At 32.9% G+C, this 20,262-nt stretch carries 19 protein-coding genes; 2 read left to right on the top strand and 17 right to left on the bottom strand.

Annotation, left to right across the window (positions count from 1 at the left end):
- Positions 1-283 precede the first annotated feature (283 nt).
- Together BMX09_RS08155 and BMX09_RS08150 are read right to left on the bottom strand one after the other, a co-directional pair.
- Positions 284-985, bottom strand: a complete 702-nt coding sequence (locus BMX09_RS08155; RefSeq protein WP_089747566.1) for an O-methyltransferase — start codon at positions 983-985, stop codon at positions 284-286.
- A gap of 89 nt (positions 986-1,074) precedes the next feature.
- Positions 1,075-2,412, bottom strand: a complete 1,338-nt coding sequence (locus BMX09_RS08150; protein WP_089747564.1) for a hemolysin family protein — start codon at positions 2,410-2,412, stop codon at positions 1,075-1,077.
- A gap of 332 nt (positions 2,413-2,744) precedes the next feature.
- Between BMX09_RS08150 and cbpA the strand changes: the two genes are divergently transcribed.
- Positions 2,745-3,383, top strand: a complete 639-nt coding sequence (cbpA, locus tag BMX09_RS08145; protein ID WP_089747562.1) for a cyclic di-AMP binding protein CbpA — start codon at positions 2,745-2,747, stop codon at positions 3,381-3,383.
- A 289-nt stretch (positions 3,384-3,672) separates the two neighbouring features.
- Here cbpA and rsmA read toward each other — a convergent pair whose 3' ends face one another.
- From rsmA to metG, 15 genes are all read right to left on the bottom strand, one after another.
- Positions 3,673-4,560: a 16S rRNA (adenine(1518)-N(6)/adenine(1519)-N(6))-dimethyltransferase RsmA gene (gene rsmA / locus BMX09_RS08140; protein WP_089747570.1), complete on the bottom strand. Its 888-nt coding sequence runs from the start codon at positions 4,558-4,560 to the stop codon at positions 3,673-3,675.
- A 102-nt stretch (positions 4,561-4,662) separates the two neighbouring features.
- Positions 4,663-5,223 (bottom strand): ribonuclease M5, encoded by a 561-nt coding sequence (gene rnmV, locus BMX09_RS08135; protein WP_089747560.1) that lies wholly within the window; start codon positions 5,221-5,223, stop codon positions 4,663-4,665.
- Positions 5,223-5,996 (bottom strand): TatD family hydrolase, encoded by a 774-nt coding sequence (locus BMX09_RS08130; protein WP_089747558.1) that lies wholly within the window; start codon positions 5,994-5,996, stop codon positions 5,223-5,225. The genes rnmV and BMX09_RS08130 overlap by 1 nt, the downstream gene beginning before the upstream one ends.
- A 114-nt stretch (positions 5,997-6,110) precedes the next feature.
- Positions 6,111-7,097 (bottom strand): type I phosphomannose isomerase catalytic subunit, encoded by a 987-nt coding sequence (locus BMX09_RS08125; RefSeq protein ID WP_089747556.1) that lies wholly within the window; start codon positions 7,095-7,097, stop codon positions 6,111-6,113.
- 257 nt (positions 7,098-7,354) lie between these two features.
- The gene (locus BMX09_RS10125) at positions 7,355-7,516 is read right to left on the bottom strand and encodes a hypothetical protein (protein WP_177159586.1); all 162 of its coding nucleotides are present in this window, start codon (positions 7,514-7,516) and stop codon (positions 7,355-7,357) included.
- On the bottom strand, positions 7,509-8,900 hold the full coding sequence (locus tag BMX09_RS08120; RefSeq protein ID WP_245711153.1) for a PTS sugar transporter subunit IIC: 1,392 nt from the start codon (positions 8,898-8,900) through the stop codon (positions 7,509-7,511). The genes BMX09_RS10125 and BMX09_RS08120 overlap by 8 nt, the downstream gene beginning before the upstream one ends.
- Before the next feature lie 84 nt (positions 8,901-8,984).
- The gene (locus BMX09_RS08115; protein WP_089747554.1) at positions 8,985-9,413 is read right to left on the bottom strand and encodes a DUF3284 domain-containing protein; all 429 of its coding nucleotides are present in this window, start codon (positions 9,411-9,413) and stop codon (positions 8,985-8,987) included.
- A gap of 8 nt (positions 9,414-9,421) precedes the next feature.
- Complete coding sequence (locus tag BMX09_RS08110) at positions 9,422-9,745, bottom strand: PTS lactose/cellobiose transporter subunit IIA (protein ID WP_089747553.1); 324 nt, start codon at positions 9,743-9,745, stop codon at positions 9,422-9,424.
- A gap of 4 nt (positions 9,746-9,749) precedes the next feature.
- Positions 9,750-10,061 (bottom strand): PTS sugar transporter subunit IIB, encoded by a 312-nt coding sequence (locus BMX09_RS08105; protein WP_089747550.1) that lies wholly within the window; start codon positions 10,059-10,061, stop codon positions 9,750-9,752.
- 25 nt (positions 10,062-10,086) lie between these two features.
- Positions 10,087-12,078, bottom strand: a complete 1,992-nt coding sequence (locus BMX09_RS08100) for a BglG family transcription antiterminator (protein WP_089747549.1) — start codon at positions 12,076-12,078, stop codon at positions 10,087-10,089.
- 109 nt (positions 12,079-12,187) lie between these two features.
- Positions 12,188-13,267 carry a DUF871 domain-containing protein gene (locus BMX09_RS08095; RefSeq protein WP_089747546.1) on the bottom strand — a complete coding sequence of 360 codons (1,080 nt, stop codon included), beginning with the start codon at positions 13,265-13,267 and terminating at the stop codon, positions 12,188-12,190.
- A gap of 18 nt (positions 13,268-13,285) precedes the next feature.
- Complete coding sequence (locus BMX09_RS08090; protein WP_089747543.1) at positions 13,286-14,677, bottom strand: glycoside hydrolase family 1 protein; 1,392 nt, start codon at positions 14,675-14,677, stop codon at positions 13,286-13,288.
- Positions 14,670-16,091, bottom strand: a complete 1,422-nt coding sequence (locus BMX09_RS08085) for a 6-phospho-beta-glucosidase (RefSeq protein ID WP_089747541.1) — start codon at positions 16,089-16,091, stop codon at positions 14,670-14,672. The genes BMX09_RS08090 and BMX09_RS08085 overlap by 8 nt, the downstream gene beginning before the upstream one ends.
- Before the next feature lie 158 nt (positions 16,092-16,249).
- The gene (gene brnQ, locus BMX09_RS08080) at positions 16,250-17,608 is read right to left on the bottom strand and encodes a branched-chain amino acid transport system II carrier protein (RefSeq protein ID WP_089747539.1); all 1,359 of its coding nucleotides are present in this window, start codon (positions 17,606-17,608) and stop codon (positions 16,250-16,252) included.
- 85 nt (positions 17,609-17,693) lie between these two features.
- Positions 17,694-19,706, bottom strand: a complete 2,013-nt coding sequence (gene metG, locus BMX09_RS08075; RefSeq protein ID WP_089747538.1) for a methionine--tRNA ligase — start codon at positions 19,704-19,706, stop codon at positions 17,694-17,696.
- A 245-nt stretch (positions 19,707-19,951) separates the two neighbouring features.
- Here metG and BMX09_RS08070 point away from each other — a divergent pair.
- A partial coding sequence (locus BMX09_RS08070) for a hypothetical protein (protein WP_143054394.1) occupies positions 19,952-20,262 on the top strand: 311 nt, incomplete at its 3' end.

The raw sequence follows: 20,262 nt of genomic DNA, 5'->3' as shown, positions 1-20,262 counted from the left end.
GATAGTTTGCTTCATTTAAAATGAAGCCCCTACACATTTGGTTCGTCTTCTTTGTTCAATTTTCAAAGTTCAATTCATTGTCTCGTTGACAACTACTTAATAATATCATGCTTAGATTACTATGTCAATGTTTTTTGAAAAGTTTTTTTAAAATATTGACTTCTTCTGAAACAATAAAAATATTATAGCACGTTTTTAGTAGTATGGTCAACTGTTTTTTGACAGTTATAAAAAAAGTTGTGAATTAACATTTCTAGGGTTATCTCACAACTATTTCTGATTTTTATAAATTTTCTAATAGATACATAAAATCTTTTTCTTCTAATTTTTGGATTAAAATAATGCCATCTCCTAATGGTACTAATGAAGTTTTTAGACTTGGGTCATTTTGTACAGTATCTAAGAACATATTTAAGCGACGATGAATTTTTCTAACACGTTTTGGAATGTTTTTTTCATCATCAAGAATTGTGCCTCCTTGAAAGATATCATCAACCATTAAAATACCTCCAACTTTTAGTAAATCCATACAATATGGGAAGAATTCATAATATTTTGCTTTAGCGCTATCCATAAAGATAAAATCGTATGTTTCATTTAAAGTTGGTAAGATATCTTTTGCATCTCCTTCTAATTGTGTGACTACATCATCAATACCTGCTTTTTTGAAATTCGCTTTAGCTCTTGTATACATTAATTCAAAGCGATCAATAGTTGTTAATGTGCCACCTTTAGCTAAATGTTGTGCCATTAGGGTTGCAGAAAAGCCAATTGCTGTTCCGATTTCTAGGATATGTTGTGGTTGGTAGATTCCCATTAAGAAATCTAAAAAAACCGCTGTTTCATGTGGAACAATGGGGATACCTAATTCATTGGCATATTTTTCTAATTCTCCTACTACTCCTTCAAAGGGTTTTTGTTGGGTTCTCATATATTCTACAATTTCCGGCTTTACTACTGGGCGGTACATCATTTCATTTAACATATTATTCTCCTATTCTTTCAATATATATTTTATTTAGTTTTGAGATAAAAAAAGAGTTGGCATATGACCAAACTCTTTCCTTTTATTCATTATTCGTCTTCTGAATTAGTTTCTATTTCTGGTTCTACTATTTTAACATGTACACGACGAATACGTCCATTTTCCATTAAAGTTGGCGTTAAAATAAAATTATCAATCTTAACATCAACTTTTTCATGATCACCAGGGAAGTAACCAATCTCTTCTAAGATAATTCCTGCCATTGTATCAACTTCATCGGAACTTAAATCGGCTTTAAATGTGATATTAAAACGTTCAACCGTCATTCCGGCATCAATAATAAAGTTGTGCTCATCGATTTCACGATAACTCATTTCTTCTATATCATACTCATCTTCAATCTCACCGACTATTTCTTCTAGTAAATCTTCTAAAGTAACAATCCCTTCTACTCCACCATATTCATCTTTTAAAATGGCCATATGTTGACGTGTCTTACGAAATTCTAATAATAAATCATCAACAAATATAGTAGATGGTACAAATAATGGCGTATGTGCCACATCTATTAATTCGATATTATCAAATCCATGTGACTTAGCAGCACGGAAAACATCTTTTAAGTGTAATACACCAATCACATTATCTTTATCTTCCTCATAAAGTGGTAAACGTGAATAAGAACAACCTAACATAATATCTAAATTCTCAGCTAAATCATCTTCAATATCTAACATTAAGGTGTCTGTACGTGGCACCATTACTTCACGAGCTAATTTAGAATCTAATGATAATACCCCTTGCATCATCGCAAATTCATCAATATCAATTGCTCCATCATTGCGACTATTCGCTAATAATGATTTCATTTCGCTACGAGTTAATTTTTCTTCTTCTTTATTAAATTCAATCGGTGTTAACTTTTTCAAGATTCCTGTTGAGGTTGTTAGTATCCATACAAATGGTGTTACTAATTTTTGCACCATCAAAATAAATCCCGCTGTATTCAAAGCAATTGGTTCTGCTATTTGTAATGCAACTTGTTTAGGATATAACTCACCAAACACTAAAGTAACATATGATAGTAAAATAGTGACTATTGCAATAGCTAATGTATTAGCACCTGGAACGGAAGCTAGCCACGGCTCAATTCTTGAAGCAAAACTTGTCGCTGCTGAGGCACTTGAGAAGAATCCAGCTAAAGTAATTGCAACTTGAATGGTTGCCAAAAATTTATCTGAATTACCTAATAACTTCATAACCTTTTGAGCTTTTTTATCGCCATCTATTGCCTTTTGACTCATTTTCCCTTGATTGATTGAAACAAAAGCGATTTCGGCTGCAGCAAAAAATGCATTTAAAGCTGTTAATATTACAATGATCAGCAACTGGGACCCCAGGGAACTGCCATCTGGATCGGGTGTCATATTCATTTCTCCTTTAATCTTTAAATAATTATTTTTATAAAATTTACACTTCTTCTATTATATCGTGTATAAAATAATGATAATAATTTTTCTCTTAAAATGCAACTGTTTACACTAGATTTTCCCTAACAATCTGTACTTTATAAGTCAAATCCGCTAAAAAATTGTTTTCAAGTACTTTTTTTCTTCTTATTATTTAGAACATTTTAGGTGAGATTTATACTAGTTTTATTAAAATAAAATTAGAAAATAAGTGTTTTAACATTACATTTAATTATAAAAAATGTTATTATTAGGATGAATAAGAGATATTCGATAGAGGAGGACATATTATGTTACTAAAATCATTGGCGATTCCTAAAAAAAATCTAACCATTGTAAAGGAATCATGTACACTACAAGAGGCTATTGAAATTTTAGAATCTTCAGGTTTCCGTTGCGTACCTGTTTTAGATGAAAGTGAAACTATTTTCCGTGGCAATATTTATAAGATGCATATTTACCGTCATAAAGCAAATGGTGGCGATATGTCATTACCTGTCACACATTTAATTAAGAATTCTACTAAATTTATCCGTTTAGATAGCTCATTCTTTAAAGTATTCTTTACAATCAAAGAATTACCATATATTGCGATTATCGATAAAAACCAACATTTTTATGGGATTTTAACTCATAGTAGCTTGCTTTCAATGTTACAACAATCATGGAGCGTGGATATTGGTTCTTATGTTTTAACTATTTTAAGCGGTGGTGAAAAAGGAGCAATCTCTTCAATCACTAAAATTATTAATAAATACTCAAATATTGCTAGCATTATGACTTTAGATATTCGTGAAGAAGAAACACTAAAACGTACTTTAGTAACTTTACCATCAACTGTATCAAAAGAAACTTTAAATCAAATTATTGCAGCTCTTGAGAAAAAAGACTATTCAGTTATTGAAGTTGAAGATTTAACTGTTTCATAATTTGCTTTCAAACGTAAAAGAGATTAGCTATTTTGCTTGTCTCTTTTTTTATTGTCTACTTTCTGATAATCATCGCATCTCTTTGCTTGGTAGTAGTCACTATTCCTATTGTTCCTAAACGCTACTTTTTATATTCACCTTCAGTAAATTTTTTCAGATTTTACTATTTGTTTCTATTAATTTCGTAAAATATTTTCACTAGCTTTTCCAGTAATAATTCTAACTAATTAAAAAAACACCCAGAACTTAATTCTTCAAAAATAAGCAAACCGGGCGTATTATTATTTAACTATTTATTTTTGTGTTTTTTCTTTTTATCTGTTTCTTCAACAGCAATTGTTCTAACATTGAATGCAACCATTGAATTTGATAATCTTGCAAAATCGTCAATGGATAATGATTCTGCACGTCTTGAAGGTTCAATCCCAGCATCTTCTAAGGCTTCACGTAAAGTTTTTTTAGCTTCTGGTGTTGTTGCATAAACTTTTGTTAAGTTATTCCATAAAGTTTTACGACGTTGTACGAAACTATGACGAATCAATGGGAAGAAATGACTTTCATCAGTTACATCAACTAATGGCTTTTCTCGTCTTTCTAAAATTAAAATGGCTGAATCAATACGTGGTTGTGGATTAAAAACAGTTTTTGGTACGATAAAGCCAATACGCGCTTCACACCAATATTGAATAGCAATTGTTAATGAGCCGTATGCCTTAGTATTAGGTTCGGCTGTCATACGTTGAGCTACTTCTTTTTGCATCATCATCGCAAATCCATCAATTGGTAATTGTGATTCTAATAAATTCATAATAATCGGTGTCGTAATATAGTATGGTAAATTAGCCACGACTAATAAACGTTCATCAATATTGAATTTCTCACTAATAACGGTGCGTAAATCAACATCTAAAATATCACTATGCACGACTTCAACATTATTATATGGCGCTAGTGTTTCATCTAAGATTGGAATTAAACGTCCATCAATTTCAAATGCTAATACTTCTTTAGCTGCTCTAGCTAGACGTTCTGTTAATGCTCCAATCCCTGGTCCAATCTCAATCACATTTGTTTCTTTATCGACGCCAGCTGATTCTAACATTTTTGTTAAAATATTTGGTTCAATTAAAAAGTTTTGTCCTAAACTCTTTTTAACAGATAAACCATATTTATCCATAATTTCTTTAGTTCTTCTTGGTGTTGCAATATCTTTTTGTGTTTCGTACACTTAATCGGCCTCCCTAGGTCTTTGTTCATTATTTTTAGTTTATAAATTGTATTATTTTTTTGCTTGTTCAACAGCTTCTTTTAGTTCAATTGGTTTAATCCCAAACATGTGCAATCTTTTTAATAATTGCTTGCCATTTGTATGTCCAATCGATAAAATCTCCGTTACTTGATTACGTAAACTACCTGATTCTTGTTGTCCTATTAATCCTAAACGAATCAAATCTGTCTGAGTGATTAATTCTTCTTCTGCAACTTCAGCAAGTTCTTGTACTTGATAGACTTTACTTAAAGCTTCACGAATCGCTTCGTCACTTGCATGTTCTACTCCTAAACTTTCGCCAGTTCGCTTACTAATAGCTGCTTTTTTAGGCAAAAAGGCGTGCTTAGCAGTAGGAATCCGTTCTGTAATAATGGATCTAATGCGTGTACCTGGATAGTCTGGATCAGTAAAGACAATTACTCCACGGCTCTCGTTTGCTTTTTTAATTAGCTCTAAAGTCTTTTGATTAATGGCTGAACCATTTGTTTCGATGGTATCTACTTCACCAAATACTTCCGTTAAACGTCTTGTATCATCACGGCCTTCAACTACTATTACTTCTTTTATCATTAGGCTTGTCCTATTCTAAATAATTTATTAGCATTTTGCATGGTTTGGTTTGCCACTGTTTCAAAACTTTCACCACGTTCTTTAGCAATTGTTTCAACGACATAACGTGTATATCCTGGTTCATTACGTTTGCCTCGGAATGGTACTGGTGCTAAATAAGGTGCATCAGTCTCTACTAAGAAGCGGTCTTTTGGCACAGCTTTTGCACATTCACGGACGGTTGGCGCATTTTTAAAGGTTACCACACCACTAAAGGAAATATGCATGCCTAAATCTAAGAAACGCTTCATATACTCAACATTTCCATTATAACTATGCATAATACCACCAATATCTTGAATACCTTCTTCTTTTAAAATTTGGTAGCAATCTTCCGTCGCATCACGATTATGAATACTAATTGGTAAATTCATTTCCTTAGCAATCGCAATTTGACGACGGAAAACACGTTTTTGATCTTCTGGTGTAGCAGTATCCCAATAATAGTCTAAGCCCATTTCACCCATGGCTACAACTTTTGGCTGCGTTAATTGTTGGATTAACTTATCTTCAATCGCTTTTGTATAGCTACCAGCTTCAGTTGGGTGCCAACCGACAATCGCATAAATATCTTCATACTGTTGGCTTAATTCCAAAGCTCGTTCAATTGTTGGCGTATCAAATCCAACTACCGCAAATTTAGTGACTAATAATTCATTTGCACGCGCAATAACTTCTGAAACTTCGCCATTGAATTCTTCCGCATTTAAATGTGTATGTGTATCAAATATCATTTCTATCCCTCGCTCATTTATATTCTCTCATTCATTATACATCAATACTTTCTAAATGGAAAAACTTATCACAAAAAAACTAGATAACCGGTCATTTGGCTATCTAGTCTGAATTTATTTGGCTGGAATTGTCGTAAATAGAACTTGGCAATCGCCTTTAATCTTAATTTCTGCTTTTTGAGCTGGAATAAAGAAACTATCGCCTTTTTTAAACTTGAAGTATTGCTCTTTCCAAATGAATTCGCCACTACCTTCCGTAAAGTTAACTACTACAAAACTTGTATCATGAAGCTGATAAGGCATTGTACCCGTCACGTTCGCACGCTTCACATCGAAGTATTCACAATGACGAATCGCTTCAAAGACATAATCATTAGCATCAATTAACAGTTCATCTGCAGCTTTATTCGGCACCATCGCTTCTAAGTTTAAGACTTCTAAAGCTTTATCAACATGTAATTCACGTGTTTTCCCAAAAGCATCTTTACGATTAAAATCATATACACGATAGGTGACGTTTGAACATTGTTGGATTTCACAAAGCATTGTTCCTTCACCAATCGCATGAATCGTTCCGGCTGGTACAAAGATAATATCCCCTTTTTGCACTGGAACTTTATTTAAATAATTTAAGACGGTATTTTCTTCAATGGCTTTTCTGAATTGTTCTTTTGTGACAGTTTCTTTCATACCATAATAGACAAAAGCACCTGGGTCACTATCTAAAATAACCCACATTTCTGTTTTACCATTATCACCTTCAAACTTTCTAGCATAATCGTCTTTTGGGTGTACTTGAATTGATAAATCTTTTTTAGCATCAATTAATTTAATTAAGACAGTTTCATCAATTGGTTTATTAACCGCAGTTCCTAGTTCTTTAGCAGTTAAATACTCATCGATATATTGTTTTAAAGTGATTTCTTCTTGATCAACAACTACTTTAGCTAAACCATCTGGGTGAACTGAAAATTCCCAACTTTCTGCTAAAACAGCTAAATCGCTTTGTTTTTTGAATTCAGTACGTAATTTTTCACCACCCCAAAGATAATCCTTAAAGGCTGGAATTAATTTTTTAGGCATTAATAAAGATTCTTGCATTTGATGACTTCCTTTCTTGATGAAATACACATTTTAAATACTTAGCTCTATTATACACTATTTTGATGTAAGCGTATCTCATTCATGCAGTTTTTCACTAAGTTTTGGTACTTTTCTTTCCATAAAAAAAGAGGTCTAGTAATAACACCGGACCTCTTCATATATATTCTTATATTGCTATAAGATTTTATTCTCTTTATACAGTAAGCAGCTTTTAGTTTATCTAGTATTTTTCTAAACTAATATTGTTGATATTTTTATTTCTTATTTTTTTTGAGTTGGTAAACACCTACTAAGACACATGTCAAACCAGTAATAATGCTTGCATATGAATTCGGCGTCATTTGACTGGTTGCCACGATAAATAAACCAATTCCAATTAAAAAGGTCCACCAAGCTCCTCTATCTTTATTAGACATCTTGATCTTCAAGTGTTACTTTATTTGCAGACAATACAAATGGTAACCAAATTAAGAATGCTACAAATAAGTTAAATAATGATACTAAAGCAGCCATCCAACTACCACCAGTTGCTAGATATGCATATAATCCTGGAGGGGTAATCCATGGAACTGCTAAGAATACTGGCGGAATTAAACCAGTAGCTGTTGCTAAATAAGCAATTGTTGCACAAATTGGCGGAATAATTAACCAAGGAATCACAAATAATGGATTTAATACAATTGGCATACCAAAAATAATTGGTTCATTAATATTGAATAATCCCATTGGTGCTGATAATTTCGCAATTGTTTTGAAATCATCACGTTTTGCGAAAATAAAGATAGCAATAATTAAACCTAATGTAATACCTGAACCACCCATTTGACAATACGCATCAAATGATCCACGAGTCCATAACCAAGGTAATTGTGTCACATCACGAGTTGCTTCATATACTGCAGTATTTTCATTTAAAGCTGGTAAATAAATACCATCTAAAATTGGTGCTAAAACATTGTGACCATGTAAACCAAAGAACCAGAATAATTGAACTAAGAATGTTAAAATAATAACACTTCCCAAACCTTGAGATAAGCCCATTAATGGTTGTTGGATATAAGTTGAAATTAAATCATTTAATGGTTGACCTGAAAGTACAAATGCTAAGTACGCTACTAAAGCAGATACATAAATCGCAATTGTCCCTGGAATAATAGAAGCAAAAGCTTTATTAACTGCAGGTGGCACTGTATCAGGAAGTTTGATAATGATATTGCGATTTGCTAATCCAGCATATGTTAATGTTGAAATAAAACCAATGATTAATGCTGTAAATAAACCTGTTGCACCAGCATATCCCAAACCAATTGCTCCCCATCCGCTAGCTTCTAAATGCATCACACCATCAACGTCAACTACTGTTAAACCGATATTTTTAATCGCTTCAATAATTGAACCATCTAAGTCAGCTAAGCTAGATGTTACTGTAAACATTTGTGGCATTGTTGCTACAAATGAAGCAAAGGAAATAATTCCCCCTGCTAATGGATTCACTTTATACGTTTTAGATAAGTGATACCCAATCGCAAATGAGAACACTAAAGCCATAATTCCGATTGTACCAAAGTATACATAACCATTAATATTAATTAACGGTTGCATCGCTTCAACAAAACCTGCCCAACCTAAATTCCCCGGAATATCACGGAAGAATACATTCAGTAAGACTGCAATTGAGCCGGCCATTGTTACAGGCATCATTGAAATAAATGAATCACGTACCGCAACTAAATGACGCTCGGAACCAATTTTACCAGAAATTCGCATAAAATTTTGTGTTAATTTACTATTTGAATTCATAATCCTCTCTCCTTACATTTTAATGAATAACTAATTACTAGTATTGCTGCTTGTATGTCTTTAAAAAGAGTATTCACAAATTTATTAAGCTTTTACTTGTTTGATAAGTGCCTCTAATTGGGCATCCATTCGTAATAAAAAACTTTTCTTTAAAAATAATGTTAAAAATTTTGTGTTAGCTTTTTGAAAAAATCCTGATTGTAGTAATTCCTCAGAATAAATAATTTCTGTATGAGCTTCATCGACTGGCACTAATTGATAACACATGCAATGCGTACCACGATTCGAAATAAAATCTACACAATAACATTGATTTTTTCGCCATTCTTTAATGCTAACTTTTACTTTATTTTGTTTGTTTTTACCAAAACATTTTATGTATTGTAATCCTGGTACAATATTTTCAACTAATAATTCTTCACCAGTATTATCAAAATAATCTTGTTGTAATGACTGTTGAATCGTTCTAAAAACTTGTTCAGGTGTTACATCAAATTCTTTAGTAATCTCCATAAAGTTTATTAATCCTTTTCTGCAATTTTTTCGTATAATTCAACAACTTCTTTCGCTAAATCAATATACGTTAAAGCTGTCATTAAGTGGTCTTGGCCATGAACCATCAATAATGATAATTCTACACTATCACCTGATGCTTCTTGAGTTAATAAAGAAGTTTGAGATTTATGAGCAGTATTTAAAGCTTTATTAGCTTCTTGCAATAAATCCTGGGCTTTAGGAAAATCTCCAATTTTAGCAGCACGAATAGCTTCCACCGCTTTACCTTTTGCGTCTCCTCCATGCATTATCAATCCCATAATTGCTTCTAAATTTTTTGGCTCTCCCATATGCTTATTCCCCCATCATACTTAGCGCTAAGTCTAATACTTTTTCTCCATTCATTGTTCCATAATCCATCATATTAATCGCATCAACTTTTACAGATGGCTCAAATTTACCTTTATATTCTTGTAACATAAAGCTAACTTGTGGCCCAACTAATAATACATCTACCTCTTTTTCAGCAACTTCCGCATCAACTTCTGATAATGGTACTGCCCAAATAGTGACCTCGATACCTCGAGCATCCGCAGCTTTAACCATTTTTGTTACTAACATACTTGTAGACATTCCAGCATTACATACTAACATAATATTTTTCATTTTAATTCCTCCTCGTATAATATATTTAAGCAAGAAATACTTTACGAAACTCTTTAAAACTAGGCTCTGCTAATATTTCTTGTTGTTTATTTATTTTTTCAACAAATTCCACTAACATTGGTGATATGACTTTAATATTTTCATTGCGATCCTTAGATGGTGACATCAAAATTACAAAACGAACTTCTTGATGATCTTTATCCCATTGTAATGGCTTTTGACAAATAGCCACCGCAATCTTTTCATGAAATGTTAAAGGCATTGTCGGATGCGGAAAAGCTAAGTGATTACCAAAAACAATGGTGCTGTAAGTCTCTCTTAATGAAATTTGCTCCATAAATTGATTTTTAAAATTCGGATTATCTTCATCTAATGAATCAATTAACTGACTAAGAACTTCATCACGATTAGTCTCTTCTTTAAAAACAAAAAATCGTTCTTGATGAAAGACTTGGTCAAATACTTTAGTAATTTCATTAATTGGCTCGCCTTTCATCTCTTCATTTCCTACTGCTGGATAGCTTTCCTTATCAATAAAGGCACGAATATTCGCAATATCTTCATGATTTAAAAAGACACTCACATGCACAACTGGTGTTGGAAATAGCAAATTCGATAAACTAATCGATGAAATAATCACATCAATTCCTTTGAGCTTTTCTTCATTAATTTGATAATAGCTAATCACATCAACGATTTTCATATTGCCTGCAAATTCTCGCTCCAAACGATTCTTCAACATTAACGCACTACCATAACCTGTTGCACATACTACCAAACAGCGAATCTTTTGGCTATTGGTAAAACGTTCAAATCCCGCCATAATGTGTAAGGCGATATAGGCCCATTCATCATCAGAAATCTGATACTCCTTTAATAAAGGAATTGGTGCTAAGGCTTCTTTGGTTAATGTAAATATCTCAAGATAGTTATTCTTAACGTCTTCTAACAAAGGATTTGCTAATTGAATATGATTGTCCAAGCGATACATCAAAGGCGTTAGATGAGCTATCAAGCCTTTAATCAGAACCTTATCATGAACAAAGTCTGTCCCCATATAACTATCCAAATAACTTATTGCTGGTTTAATCATTTTCTCTAAATCTGATTGTTCTTCATCTATTGCTCCTTGTACTCTTTCTAATAAAGCTGATTGTTTAACCGCTAAATGTAAAGCGATATAATTAGCTTCTTCAATTGGAAAAGAAACTTTCATTACTTCTTGCACTCTTTCTAAGATTCTTACAGCTACTTCTGCTTCCTTAGAATATTTAATGGTAGCTGAAACTGGAAATAATTGTAATTGATACCCCGATTTCAAACGTTTAACCATTAAAGCAATATGTAACACTAAATTGTGAATCACAAAATCAGATAAGGTCAACTTAGCTTCACGACATTCATCTAAGACAATAATCGTTAGTTCCGCAATATTAATCTCATCTTCTAGGAAAGAGCCATTCACATATGCTGATAATCCTTCTTCTAACTTATCGCTAAAGAAATAATCCATCATGAAATGTCTAATATCTTGTTCTTCGCCAATAATTGATAATTGATTATCCAATTGTTCCAACTTTAAATCATAGGGCAATAACATCTTTTTAATTTCTGTTAAGACTATCATTAAAGTTGTTTTACTAATAAATAATTGTTGGTATAAATCAGTTAATGAAAGATTAGCATTTTCGAAAAATAACTTATTTAAAATATAATGTTCTCGATCACTTGTTTCTTCCAATTGAGTTACATCAGTACATTTATTTTTAGCAGAAACATCTTGATACCAAAACTTTGCAAAAACTTCTGTATCAATAATGTTAAAGCGGTAACCATGACCTGGTTTTGATTCTAACACTCCACCATGCTCTTGTAATAAATCTGTTAATTGATTTAAATACTTTCTTACCGTTTTATCAGAAAGATTCATCTCTTTGGCTAATTTAGAACTAGTGACAAAATTATCCTTGTGCTCAACTAACAGTTTAATCATCATTTTTTCTTTTTTTGTTACCATCGCACACTCCCCTTTAACAAGATTAAGCGCTTTCTTTCCTATCTCTATTGTAACAAACTTTTGTTAACTTTAGGTTTTATGATTTTCCTTAGCGCAACGGAAGTCTTGACTATTTTCGAATTAAGCGAAATTCTTGCCATGGCTTCAAATAAGCTAACAATGGTAATTGTTCCGGTATAATACGACCAACAATATTAGTTTTATCGCTAATTGTAAATGATTTTAAGGCAATTTGAAGTTCACCTTTATAACGTTCGTAGTGATTATTGTCAATTAGTATCATGCCACGTTCGACTGTTTTTTCTTGTTGGCGATTTGGAATTGATTCTTGACCGTATTTTACACGTGGCCAAGTTGAGCGCACCACATAATCTGAAATATCGCCACGATAGACATGAGGATAGTCGATAATTTTTTCTTCTACTGGTGTTACATCATCAACCAATTCAACTTTAAAGTACAGTTCATCACCTTTAACGGCTGCTAGTTCTTGTAATTCTTCTTCACTAACAAATTGATTAGCAATAATAATATGATCAATTAAGCCTGTTGCTTGTATGATTTGGTATTGATCCGCCAATGGTAAATCACGATAATCTTCTACAGTACACAAACCTTCACTAACTGGCCAAGGTCCTTCCGTTGCTTTTTGTGAATTAATAAAAGCTGCCGTTTCAATTTCTTTTTCTTTATAGCTTTCAGACATTCTTAAGAAATGTTCTACTGATAAACCAGTAAATTTATGCGGATAGAAATTATGACACCCAATAATATTTTCTTTTTTAATTGGCTGATTTAATAATTCTAATAAAGTATCTAAATCAGTACTCATATTTAATTCAACTTTAATATCGTAGGGATTATGCGTTAACTCAACAATAGCTTTTCGATCTAGCGACTCATCTAATCTAACACCTTTAATACCCCAATCATGTAAATGTTTTGCTAAGTCATCTTGCCACTGGAACTCCTTAATCAGTGTTGGATTCATATCGGCAATCACTACCATCCCTTGTCGATTAGCATAATCAATAATCGCTTGATACTTTTCAACTACTTCTTGATTAGATGGATCAATTTGCAATAAGCTAATAAAAATACGGTTCGCTTGATAGCGATGTAATAAATCAAGATACGCCTGCATTTTTTCTAGTGAATGATTTTCTGGATAAATTGAAAAACCTAACATCCTATTTTCCCCTCTCATTTAAAAGCCATTATTGTCACTTAATTCTTTAAACCAGTGACCTGATTTTTTAATCGTTTTTTCTGCTGTTTTTAAATCTAATTCCACTAAACCATAGCGATTTTTAAAGGCATTTAACCATGACCAACAATCAATGAAGGTCCATAATAGATACCCCTGACAATTAGCGCCATCAGCAATCGCACGATGTAATTCTTTTAAATGTCCTTTAATAAAATCAATACGATAATCATCATGAATCATACCATCGACTTTGAATTTCTCTTCGCCTTCAACCCCCATGCCATTTTCTGTTAAAATCCATTCGATATTGTCGTAATTTTCTTTTAAGTTCATTGCAATATCATAAATACCACGCTCATATATTTCCCAGCCACGGTGCGGATTCATTTTGCGACCAGGCATTTGATAGTGATCATAATAGACTGTTGGGAAAAATGGACTTTCTGGATTAGCTAAATATTGTGGTGCAGCTACACGTAATGGTTGATAGTAATTAACGCCTAAGAAATCAACGGTATTTTCTTTCATAATGGCTAATTCTTCTGGTGTAGTGTCTGGTGTTAAATCATGTTTTTTAACTAATTCAACTAATTCTTTTGGATATTCACCAAGTACAGATGGATCTAAAAAGCTTTTTGCTTGGAATAATTCTGCAATTCGGGCAGCTTTTTGATCAGCTGGGTGGCTACTTCTTGGATAAGCTGGTGTTAAGTTTAAAACAATGCTGATTTTGTGATCTGGATTAGCTTCATGACAAGCTTTAACGGCTAAAGCACTAGCTAATTGTGTATTGTAAGCTACTTGAACAGCTGCTTTAGGATCGACTTTACAAGGGTAGTGATATTGGTATAAATAACCACATTCAACCGGTACGATTGGCTCATTAAAGGTAATCCACGTATCGACTAAATCACCAAATTCTTTAAAACAAATTTTGGCATATTCTTCATAAGCTTTAACGGTCGCTTTATTTTCCCAACCTCCTTGTTCTTCTAAAGCAAATGGAATATCAAAATGATACAGATTAATCATTAATTTAACACCTTCTGCATTAATCCGACGAAACATATCACGATAAAATTCGACTGCTTTTTGATTAACTTCACCTGTACCTTGTGGTAAAAGTCTTGCCCATTGAATCGATGTTCTAAAAACGGTATGACCAGTTTGCTTTAAAAACTTAATATCTTCTTGATAGTTTTGGTAAAATTCAGCTGCTTTTTCTGGTCCAATATGATTATGGAATTTATCAGGATCAATACTATACCAGTAATCCCAATTATTTAATCCTTTACCATCTCCTGGAATTGTCCCTTCGCTTTGTGGTGCTGATGTTGAACTTCCCCACAAGAATCCTTGTGGGAAAGTGTAATCGATTTGTTTAACCATAAATTTTTTCCTCCTCTTTGGCAATCCAAGCTTTAATTTCTTTTACGGCTTGAACTCGTTTTGGACATTCTTTTTTAATGCGTTCAATATCTCCTGCAAATTGTGGTAAGTATTGTTCATGTGCTAATAATAATTCTTGTAATAATTCTTCAGTTTCATCGCCATGCGGAATTAATGGATTAATCATAAAGGCTTGTAGTGCTATTTCATAATTACCTGTCATAGCAGCTTCAACTGTTAATAATTCCATTTTTTTCATTAATTGTAAGTTACCAGTGATGAATTTAGGAATTTGTGGTGTCACTAATGGCACTGGTCCAGCACTTGTAATTAAGCAAGACATTTCGCCAATATCATGATAGCCTAATGCTGGAATTGAGCCTAAGTTAGCAGTTGATACCGTCATTACACGATTATCATGATTAATCATGCAGCAAATAATTTCACAGGCGATATCACTATAATAAGCTCCCCCACGTTCTTCTAATTTTTTCGGTTTTGTATCTAATTCTGGTTGTTGATATAATTCGAATAATTCTTTTTCAACTTCTTTAACAACTAAGCCACGAATTTTACCTTTTGCGAATTCTTTTTTGCTATCTTCAAGCATTTCTGGTGCGACAAAGTAATAACGATGATAATCGCATGGTAATAAGTTTAATGAGCGTAGGAATTTGGCTGAGTAATCGATATTAACAATATTTTTAACGGTTTCAGTTGGTTCTTCACGCAAATCTCCATACATACGTTCAATTACTTCTGCCGTACGGTCTTGGCCATTAATATCCCAAATTTGGTGGAAATGGAAGTGATTCAAACCAACGTGACGTGTATAGACTTCATTATCTTTTAAGCTTAATGCTTTCGCAGCAGCTTTTTGTTGACCGATTGGAATATTACATACACCAATTGATTTTTTCCATCCTAATTGATTAATTAAAGCTTCAGTAACGATTCCAGCTGGGTTTGTGAAGTTCACTAGCCAAGCATCTGGACATAATTCTTTCATATCATCAATAATCTCTTTATATGCTTGAATTGTACGGAAAGCTTTAAAAATACCACCAGCCCCATTTGTTTCTTGTCCTAAAATGCCACGTGATAACGGAATTGATTCATCTAAGACACGTGCATCTAATTGACCAACACGGAATTGTGATGTTACAAAATCTGCTCCTTCTAAAGCTTCACGACGGTCTAATGTATAACGGATTTTCCATGGAAGACCTGATTTTTTAATCATACGTTCTGCTAGACTCATTACGATTTCTAACTTTTCACGTCCTTCTTCAATATCTACAAACCACCATTCACTAATATTAATTTTGTCAGAACGATTAATCATTCCTTGAACTAATTCTGGTGTATAGCTTGAACCTCCACCAATTGTGACTAATTTTACTGATTTTTTCATATTAATCCTCCTAATACTATAATTCTTTTCTCATCTTAAATTATAATGAAATCCTTTACATTTAGAAAGTCCTTCATTAGTCTATTTATTTCCTTAGCATTGTGGAAGATAACAAAAAAAGCTAGCTAACCATTGATATGGCCAACTAGCAGTCATTATTAAGCATCTAATTCAAAAGGAGTTCCTAATTGACGATTTGGTAAAACACTTGATACCGCCATCCCAAATAAGCAAGGAACTAACCAGCCAAGTGAATCTTTGGCTAATGGTAAATAACTTAATAGTTGATTTACTTTAATTGTTAAAGCGTGATTTTCCCCTAAAACAAATCCCGTAATCGACAATAATGCAATGACAAAGACTACTATAAAAGTTGTTGTCATTCCTTGCTTTGATAATGGAATCCATTTGTTCACTATTATAATCAACATAATAGTAATCGTTAATGGATATAATAATTGTAAGACTGGTAATGAATAATTAATAACTGATGCTAAGCCGGCATTACTAATTACAAGACCAATTATTGTAAAGACGGTCGCATACATTTTATAATTATTATAATAACTATATTTTTCTGATTGGAAATTTTTATTAAAAAATTCAGCAGTCGCAACAATTAACCCAACTGTTGACGTAAAGCAAGTTAATGTTACCATCGCCCCTAAGACAATCATCCCAAAGTCCCCGAATAAACTCCGCGCTGTTTCTGTTAAAATATAAACACCTTTATTAATAGTTGGATCTGTTGCTACTTCTAATGGTACTGGGAATTTATGACCTAAGTATGCTAAGCCAAAGTATAGCAAACTAAAAGCAAATGCTGTAAAAATCCCTACAATCCAAATTGTTGAAATATATTCCTTTTTGGTTTTAAAATTAAATCCTTTTAAGGTATCAATCGCAATAATGGAAAAGGCTACTGAAGCAATTGCATCTAAAGTATTATATCCTTCAATAAATCCCTGACTAAAAGCCTTTGTTGCTGGATACGTATCCGCAAAAATTAAAGGACTAGTACCATTAAATTTCACACTTCCTAAAATTACAATCAATAAAATTAAGCCAACAAAGACTGGGGTTAATAATTTACCAACACGATCCATAATTTTTGATGGGTTCATAGCCAAGAGATAAGCTGCTAAGAAATATAAGCCAGTAAAAATCAATAATCCCCAGTGCGATTCACCAAAAATTGGCGCAATCCCCATTGAATAAGATACCGCAGCTGTCCTTGGAATTGCAAAAAATGGTCCAATGGTTAAATACAAGGCCACTAAAAAGATATTTGCAATACGTGGTGAAAACTTCTCATCCATTTCTGCTTTATATCCACCATTATTAAATGTTCCAACTACTAATGTCGCAATCGCAATACCTTCTGATAAGACAAAACCTAAAATTGCTTTTGAAAATTCATTACCTGATAACATTCCAAGAGCCGGTGGGAAAATTAGATTACCTGCTCCAAAAAATATCCCGAATAATAATAATCCTGTTAAAAATCCCTTTTTCACCTGTTTTTTCTCACTTTCATATTAAAATAGGAAAATCGTTCTTCAAATTTATTTGAAAAACGATTTATCCTTTTGATCTATCTAATTATTCGACTGTTGAACCATTTTCAGCTTCTTGTGGAGCAAATACTACTTGTAATTTACCGTCTTTTTCAGCTGATAAAATCATACCTTGACTGATTTGGCCACGCATTTTACGTGGTTTTAAGTTCGCTACAATCACGACTTTTTTACCTACAAAAATTGATGGATCTGGATACCATTCTGCAACGCCTGATAAGATTTGGCGATGACCTTTATCCCCAGCATCTAAACGAAATTGTAATAATTTATCGGCACCTTCAACTTTACCGCATTCAATTACTTCTGCGACTTTTAATTCAATTTTGGCAAAGTCGTCGTATTTAATAGTATTTTTTTCTGATACTAATTCTGTATCTTCTGGGTGCCATTCTGAAGATTCTTCTTCCTCTACCACTTTTGTGCCACCCATTTGTGCTTGAATATAAGCAACTTCTTCAACTAAGTCTAAACGTGGGAAGATTGGCGTTCCTTTAGCAACAACTTTTGTGCCAGCTTTAATCACACCAAATTCATTCATTGATGGGTAATCAGTAATTGCTTCATCTGTAATGTTTAATTGTTCTAAGATTTTTGCTGGTGTTTCTACTAAGAATGGTTGTAAAGCAACAGCAATAATACGTAAACTTTCTGCTAAGTAATTCATTGTTAAGTCTAATTCTTCTTTACGGCTTTCATCTTTAACGGCAGCCCAAGGAGTTTTTTCATCAATATATTTATTTGTACGAGAAACAAATTTCCAAATAGCAGTTAAGGCTACTGAGAATTGCATATTTTCCATCGCAACTTCTACTTCTAGAACCATATCTTTTGAAGCTTTAATTAATTCTGCATCTGCTTCTGCTTGTGGTTCTTGGAAGGATGGAATTTCGCCACCACAGTATTTATTAATCATAGCTACTGTACGGTTTAATAAGTTTCCTAAATCATTTGCTAAGTCATAGTTAATACGCTCAATAAATGATTCAGGAGTAAAGATACCGTCTGACCCAAATGGTACTTCACGTAATAAGTAATAACGTACAGCATCCAAACCATAACGATCAATTAACATATGAGGGTCAACGACATTACCTTTAGATTTAGACATTTTACCGTCTTTCATTAATAACCAACCATGTGCGAAAATTTTCTTAGGTAATGGTAAGTCTAATGCCATTAAGATAATTGGCCAGTAAATTGTGTGGAAACGAACGATTTCTTTTCCGATAAAATGTACATCTGCAGGCCAGTATTTGTTGAATAATTCTTCATTATCACTACCATAACCTAATGCTGTAATATAGTTTGATAAGGCATCAATCCATACATAAATAACATGTTCTGGATTACCTGGAACTTCAATCCCCCAGTCAAATGATGTACGAGATACTGCTAAATCTTCTAAACCTGGCTTGATGAAGTTGTTAATCATTTCATTTTTACGAGATTCAGGTTGGATAAAATCAGGATGTTCTTCATAATAAGCTAGTAAACGATCTGAATATTTACTCATTTTAAAGAAATAAGATTGTTCTTTTACTAATTGAACTTCATGACCACTTGGCGCTAAACCACCAATCATATTGCCTTCTTTATCACGGAATACTTCTTGTAATTGTGATTCAGTAAAGTATTCTTCATCTGGCACAGAATACCAGCCTTCGTATTCACCAAGGTAAATGTCGCCTTGATCTAATAATTTTTTAAAGATTTTTTGTACAGCTTCTTTATGTCTTGGCTGTGTTGTACGAATAAAATCATCATAAGAAATATCCAATTTAGCCCATAAATCTTTAATGCTTTCAATAATTTCATCAACAAATTCAATTTCAGTAACGCCTTTTTCTTCAGCTTTTTGTTGAATTTTTTGACCATGTTCATCAGTACCAGTTAAGAAATACGTATCAAAACCTTGTAATTTTTTGTAACGAATCATAGCATCACTTGCTACGGTTGTATAAGCATGTCCAATATGTAATTTACCACTTGGATAATAGATTGGAGTTGTTAAATAAAATGTTTTCTTTTCGACCACGAATGAGTGCCTCCTTATAATTTAAGTAATCAAAAGAAGTATACCACAACAAAGCCACTATTTGCATGATTTTCCTAAAATTAGTCACTCTCTACTCTGATAATTTTTATGATTTTTGCTTAGAATTTGTTTTTTTAGTTGTTACCGGTAACTAGCATTAACTATTTCCATTGGTCTTAAGCATCTTTGTAGTATAATAAATATGATTATCTAGCAAATTGCTAAACTATGAAAGGATTATATCTATGGTAAATACTAATATCAGTTCTTTAAACTGGACTAAAAAAGACTCTCAATACGGCTATGATGGAGAATTAGGTGCGACAATTTCTGAAGATGGAACAAGTGCTACGACGAAAGTTTGGGCACCATCTGCTGAAAAGGTTAGCCTAGTTATTTATGATAAACAGAATCAAAATAAAGTGATAAAACAAATCCCAATGAATTTGGGCGAAAAAGGGGTCTGGGATCTAACGATTTCTGCTGCGGATTTAGGCATCGACAACTTAACTGGTTACTATTATCACTATTTAATTGAACGCAATGGCGAAAAAAT

It is taken from the genome of Granulicatella balaenopterae, assembly GCF_900111135.1.
Taxonomy (GTDB): domain Bacteria; phylum Bacillota; class Bacilli; order Lactobacillales; family Aerococcaceae; genus Granulicatella; species Granulicatella balaenopterae.
This window is presented reverse-complemented; position numbering and strand designations above follow the sequence as displayed.

Excerpts from the sequence above, each read along its gene's own strand:
- BMX09_RS08095 (WP_089747546.1), bottom strand. The coding sequence starts at position 13,267 with ATGTTAGGTTTTTCAATTTATCCAGAAAATCATTCACTAGAAAAAATG.
- BMX09_RS08115 (WP_089747554.1), bottom strand. The coding sequence starts at position 9,413 with ATGGAGATTACTAAAGAATTTGATGTAACACCTGAACAAGTTTTTAGA.
- rnmV (WP_089747560.1), bottom strand. The coding sequence starts at position 5,223 with ATGATAAAAGAAGTAATAGTAGTTGAAGGCCGTGATGATACAAGACGT.
- BMX09_RS08130 (WP_089747558.1), bottom strand. The coding sequence starts at position 5,996 with ATGATATTTGATACACATACACATTTAAATGCGGAAGAATTCAATGGC.
- BMX09_RS08085 (WP_089747541.1), bottom strand. The coding sequence starts at position 16,091 with ATGAAAAAATCAGTAAAATTAGTCACAATTGGTGGAGGTTCAAGCTAT.
- BMX09_RS08125 (WP_089747556.1), bottom strand. The coding sequence starts at position 7,097 with ATGCAAGAATCTTTATTAATGCCTAAAAAATTAATTCCAGCCTTTAAG.
- BMX09_RS08120 (WP_245711153.1), bottom strand. The coding sequence starts at position 8,900 with ATGAATTCAAATAGTAAATTAACACAAAATTTTATGCGAATTTCTGGT.
- BMX09_RS08090 (WP_089747543.1), bottom strand. The coding sequence starts at position 14,677 with ATGGTTAAACAAATCGATTACACTTTCCCACAAGGATTCTTGTGGGGA.
- BMX09_RS08150 (WP_089747564.1), bottom strand. The coding sequence starts at position 2,412 with ATGACACCCGATCCAGATGGCAGTTCCCTGGGGTCCCAGTTGCTGATC.
- rsmA (WP_089747570.1), bottom strand. The coding sequence starts at position 4,560 with ATGGATAAATATGGTTTATCTGTTAAAAAGAGTTTAGGACAAAACTTT.
- BMX09_RS08105 (WP_089747550.1), bottom strand. The coding sequence starts at position 10,061 with ATGAAAAATATTATGTTAGTATGTAATGCTGGAATGTCTACAAGTATG.
- BMX09_RS10125 (WP_177159586.1), bottom strand. The coding sequence starts at position 7,516 with ATGTCTAATAAAGATAGAGGAGCTTGGTGGACCTTTTTAATTGGAATT.
- BMX09_RS08110 (WP_089747553.1), bottom strand. The coding sequence starts at position 9,745 with ATGGGAGAGCCAAAAAATTTAGAAGCAATTATGGGATTGATAATGCAT.
- BMX09_RS08100 (WP_089747549.1), bottom strand. The coding sequence starts at position 12,078 with ATGGTAACAAAAAAAGAAAAAATGATGATTAAACTGTTAGTTGAGCAC.
- cbpA (WP_089747562.1), top strand. The coding sequence starts at position 2,745 with ATGTTACTAAAATCATTGGCGATTCCTAAAAAAAATCTAACCATTGTA.
- BMX09_RS08155 (WP_089747566.1), bottom strand. The coding sequence starts at position 985 with ATGTTAAATGAAATGATGTACCGCCCAGTAGTAAAGCCGGAAATTGTA.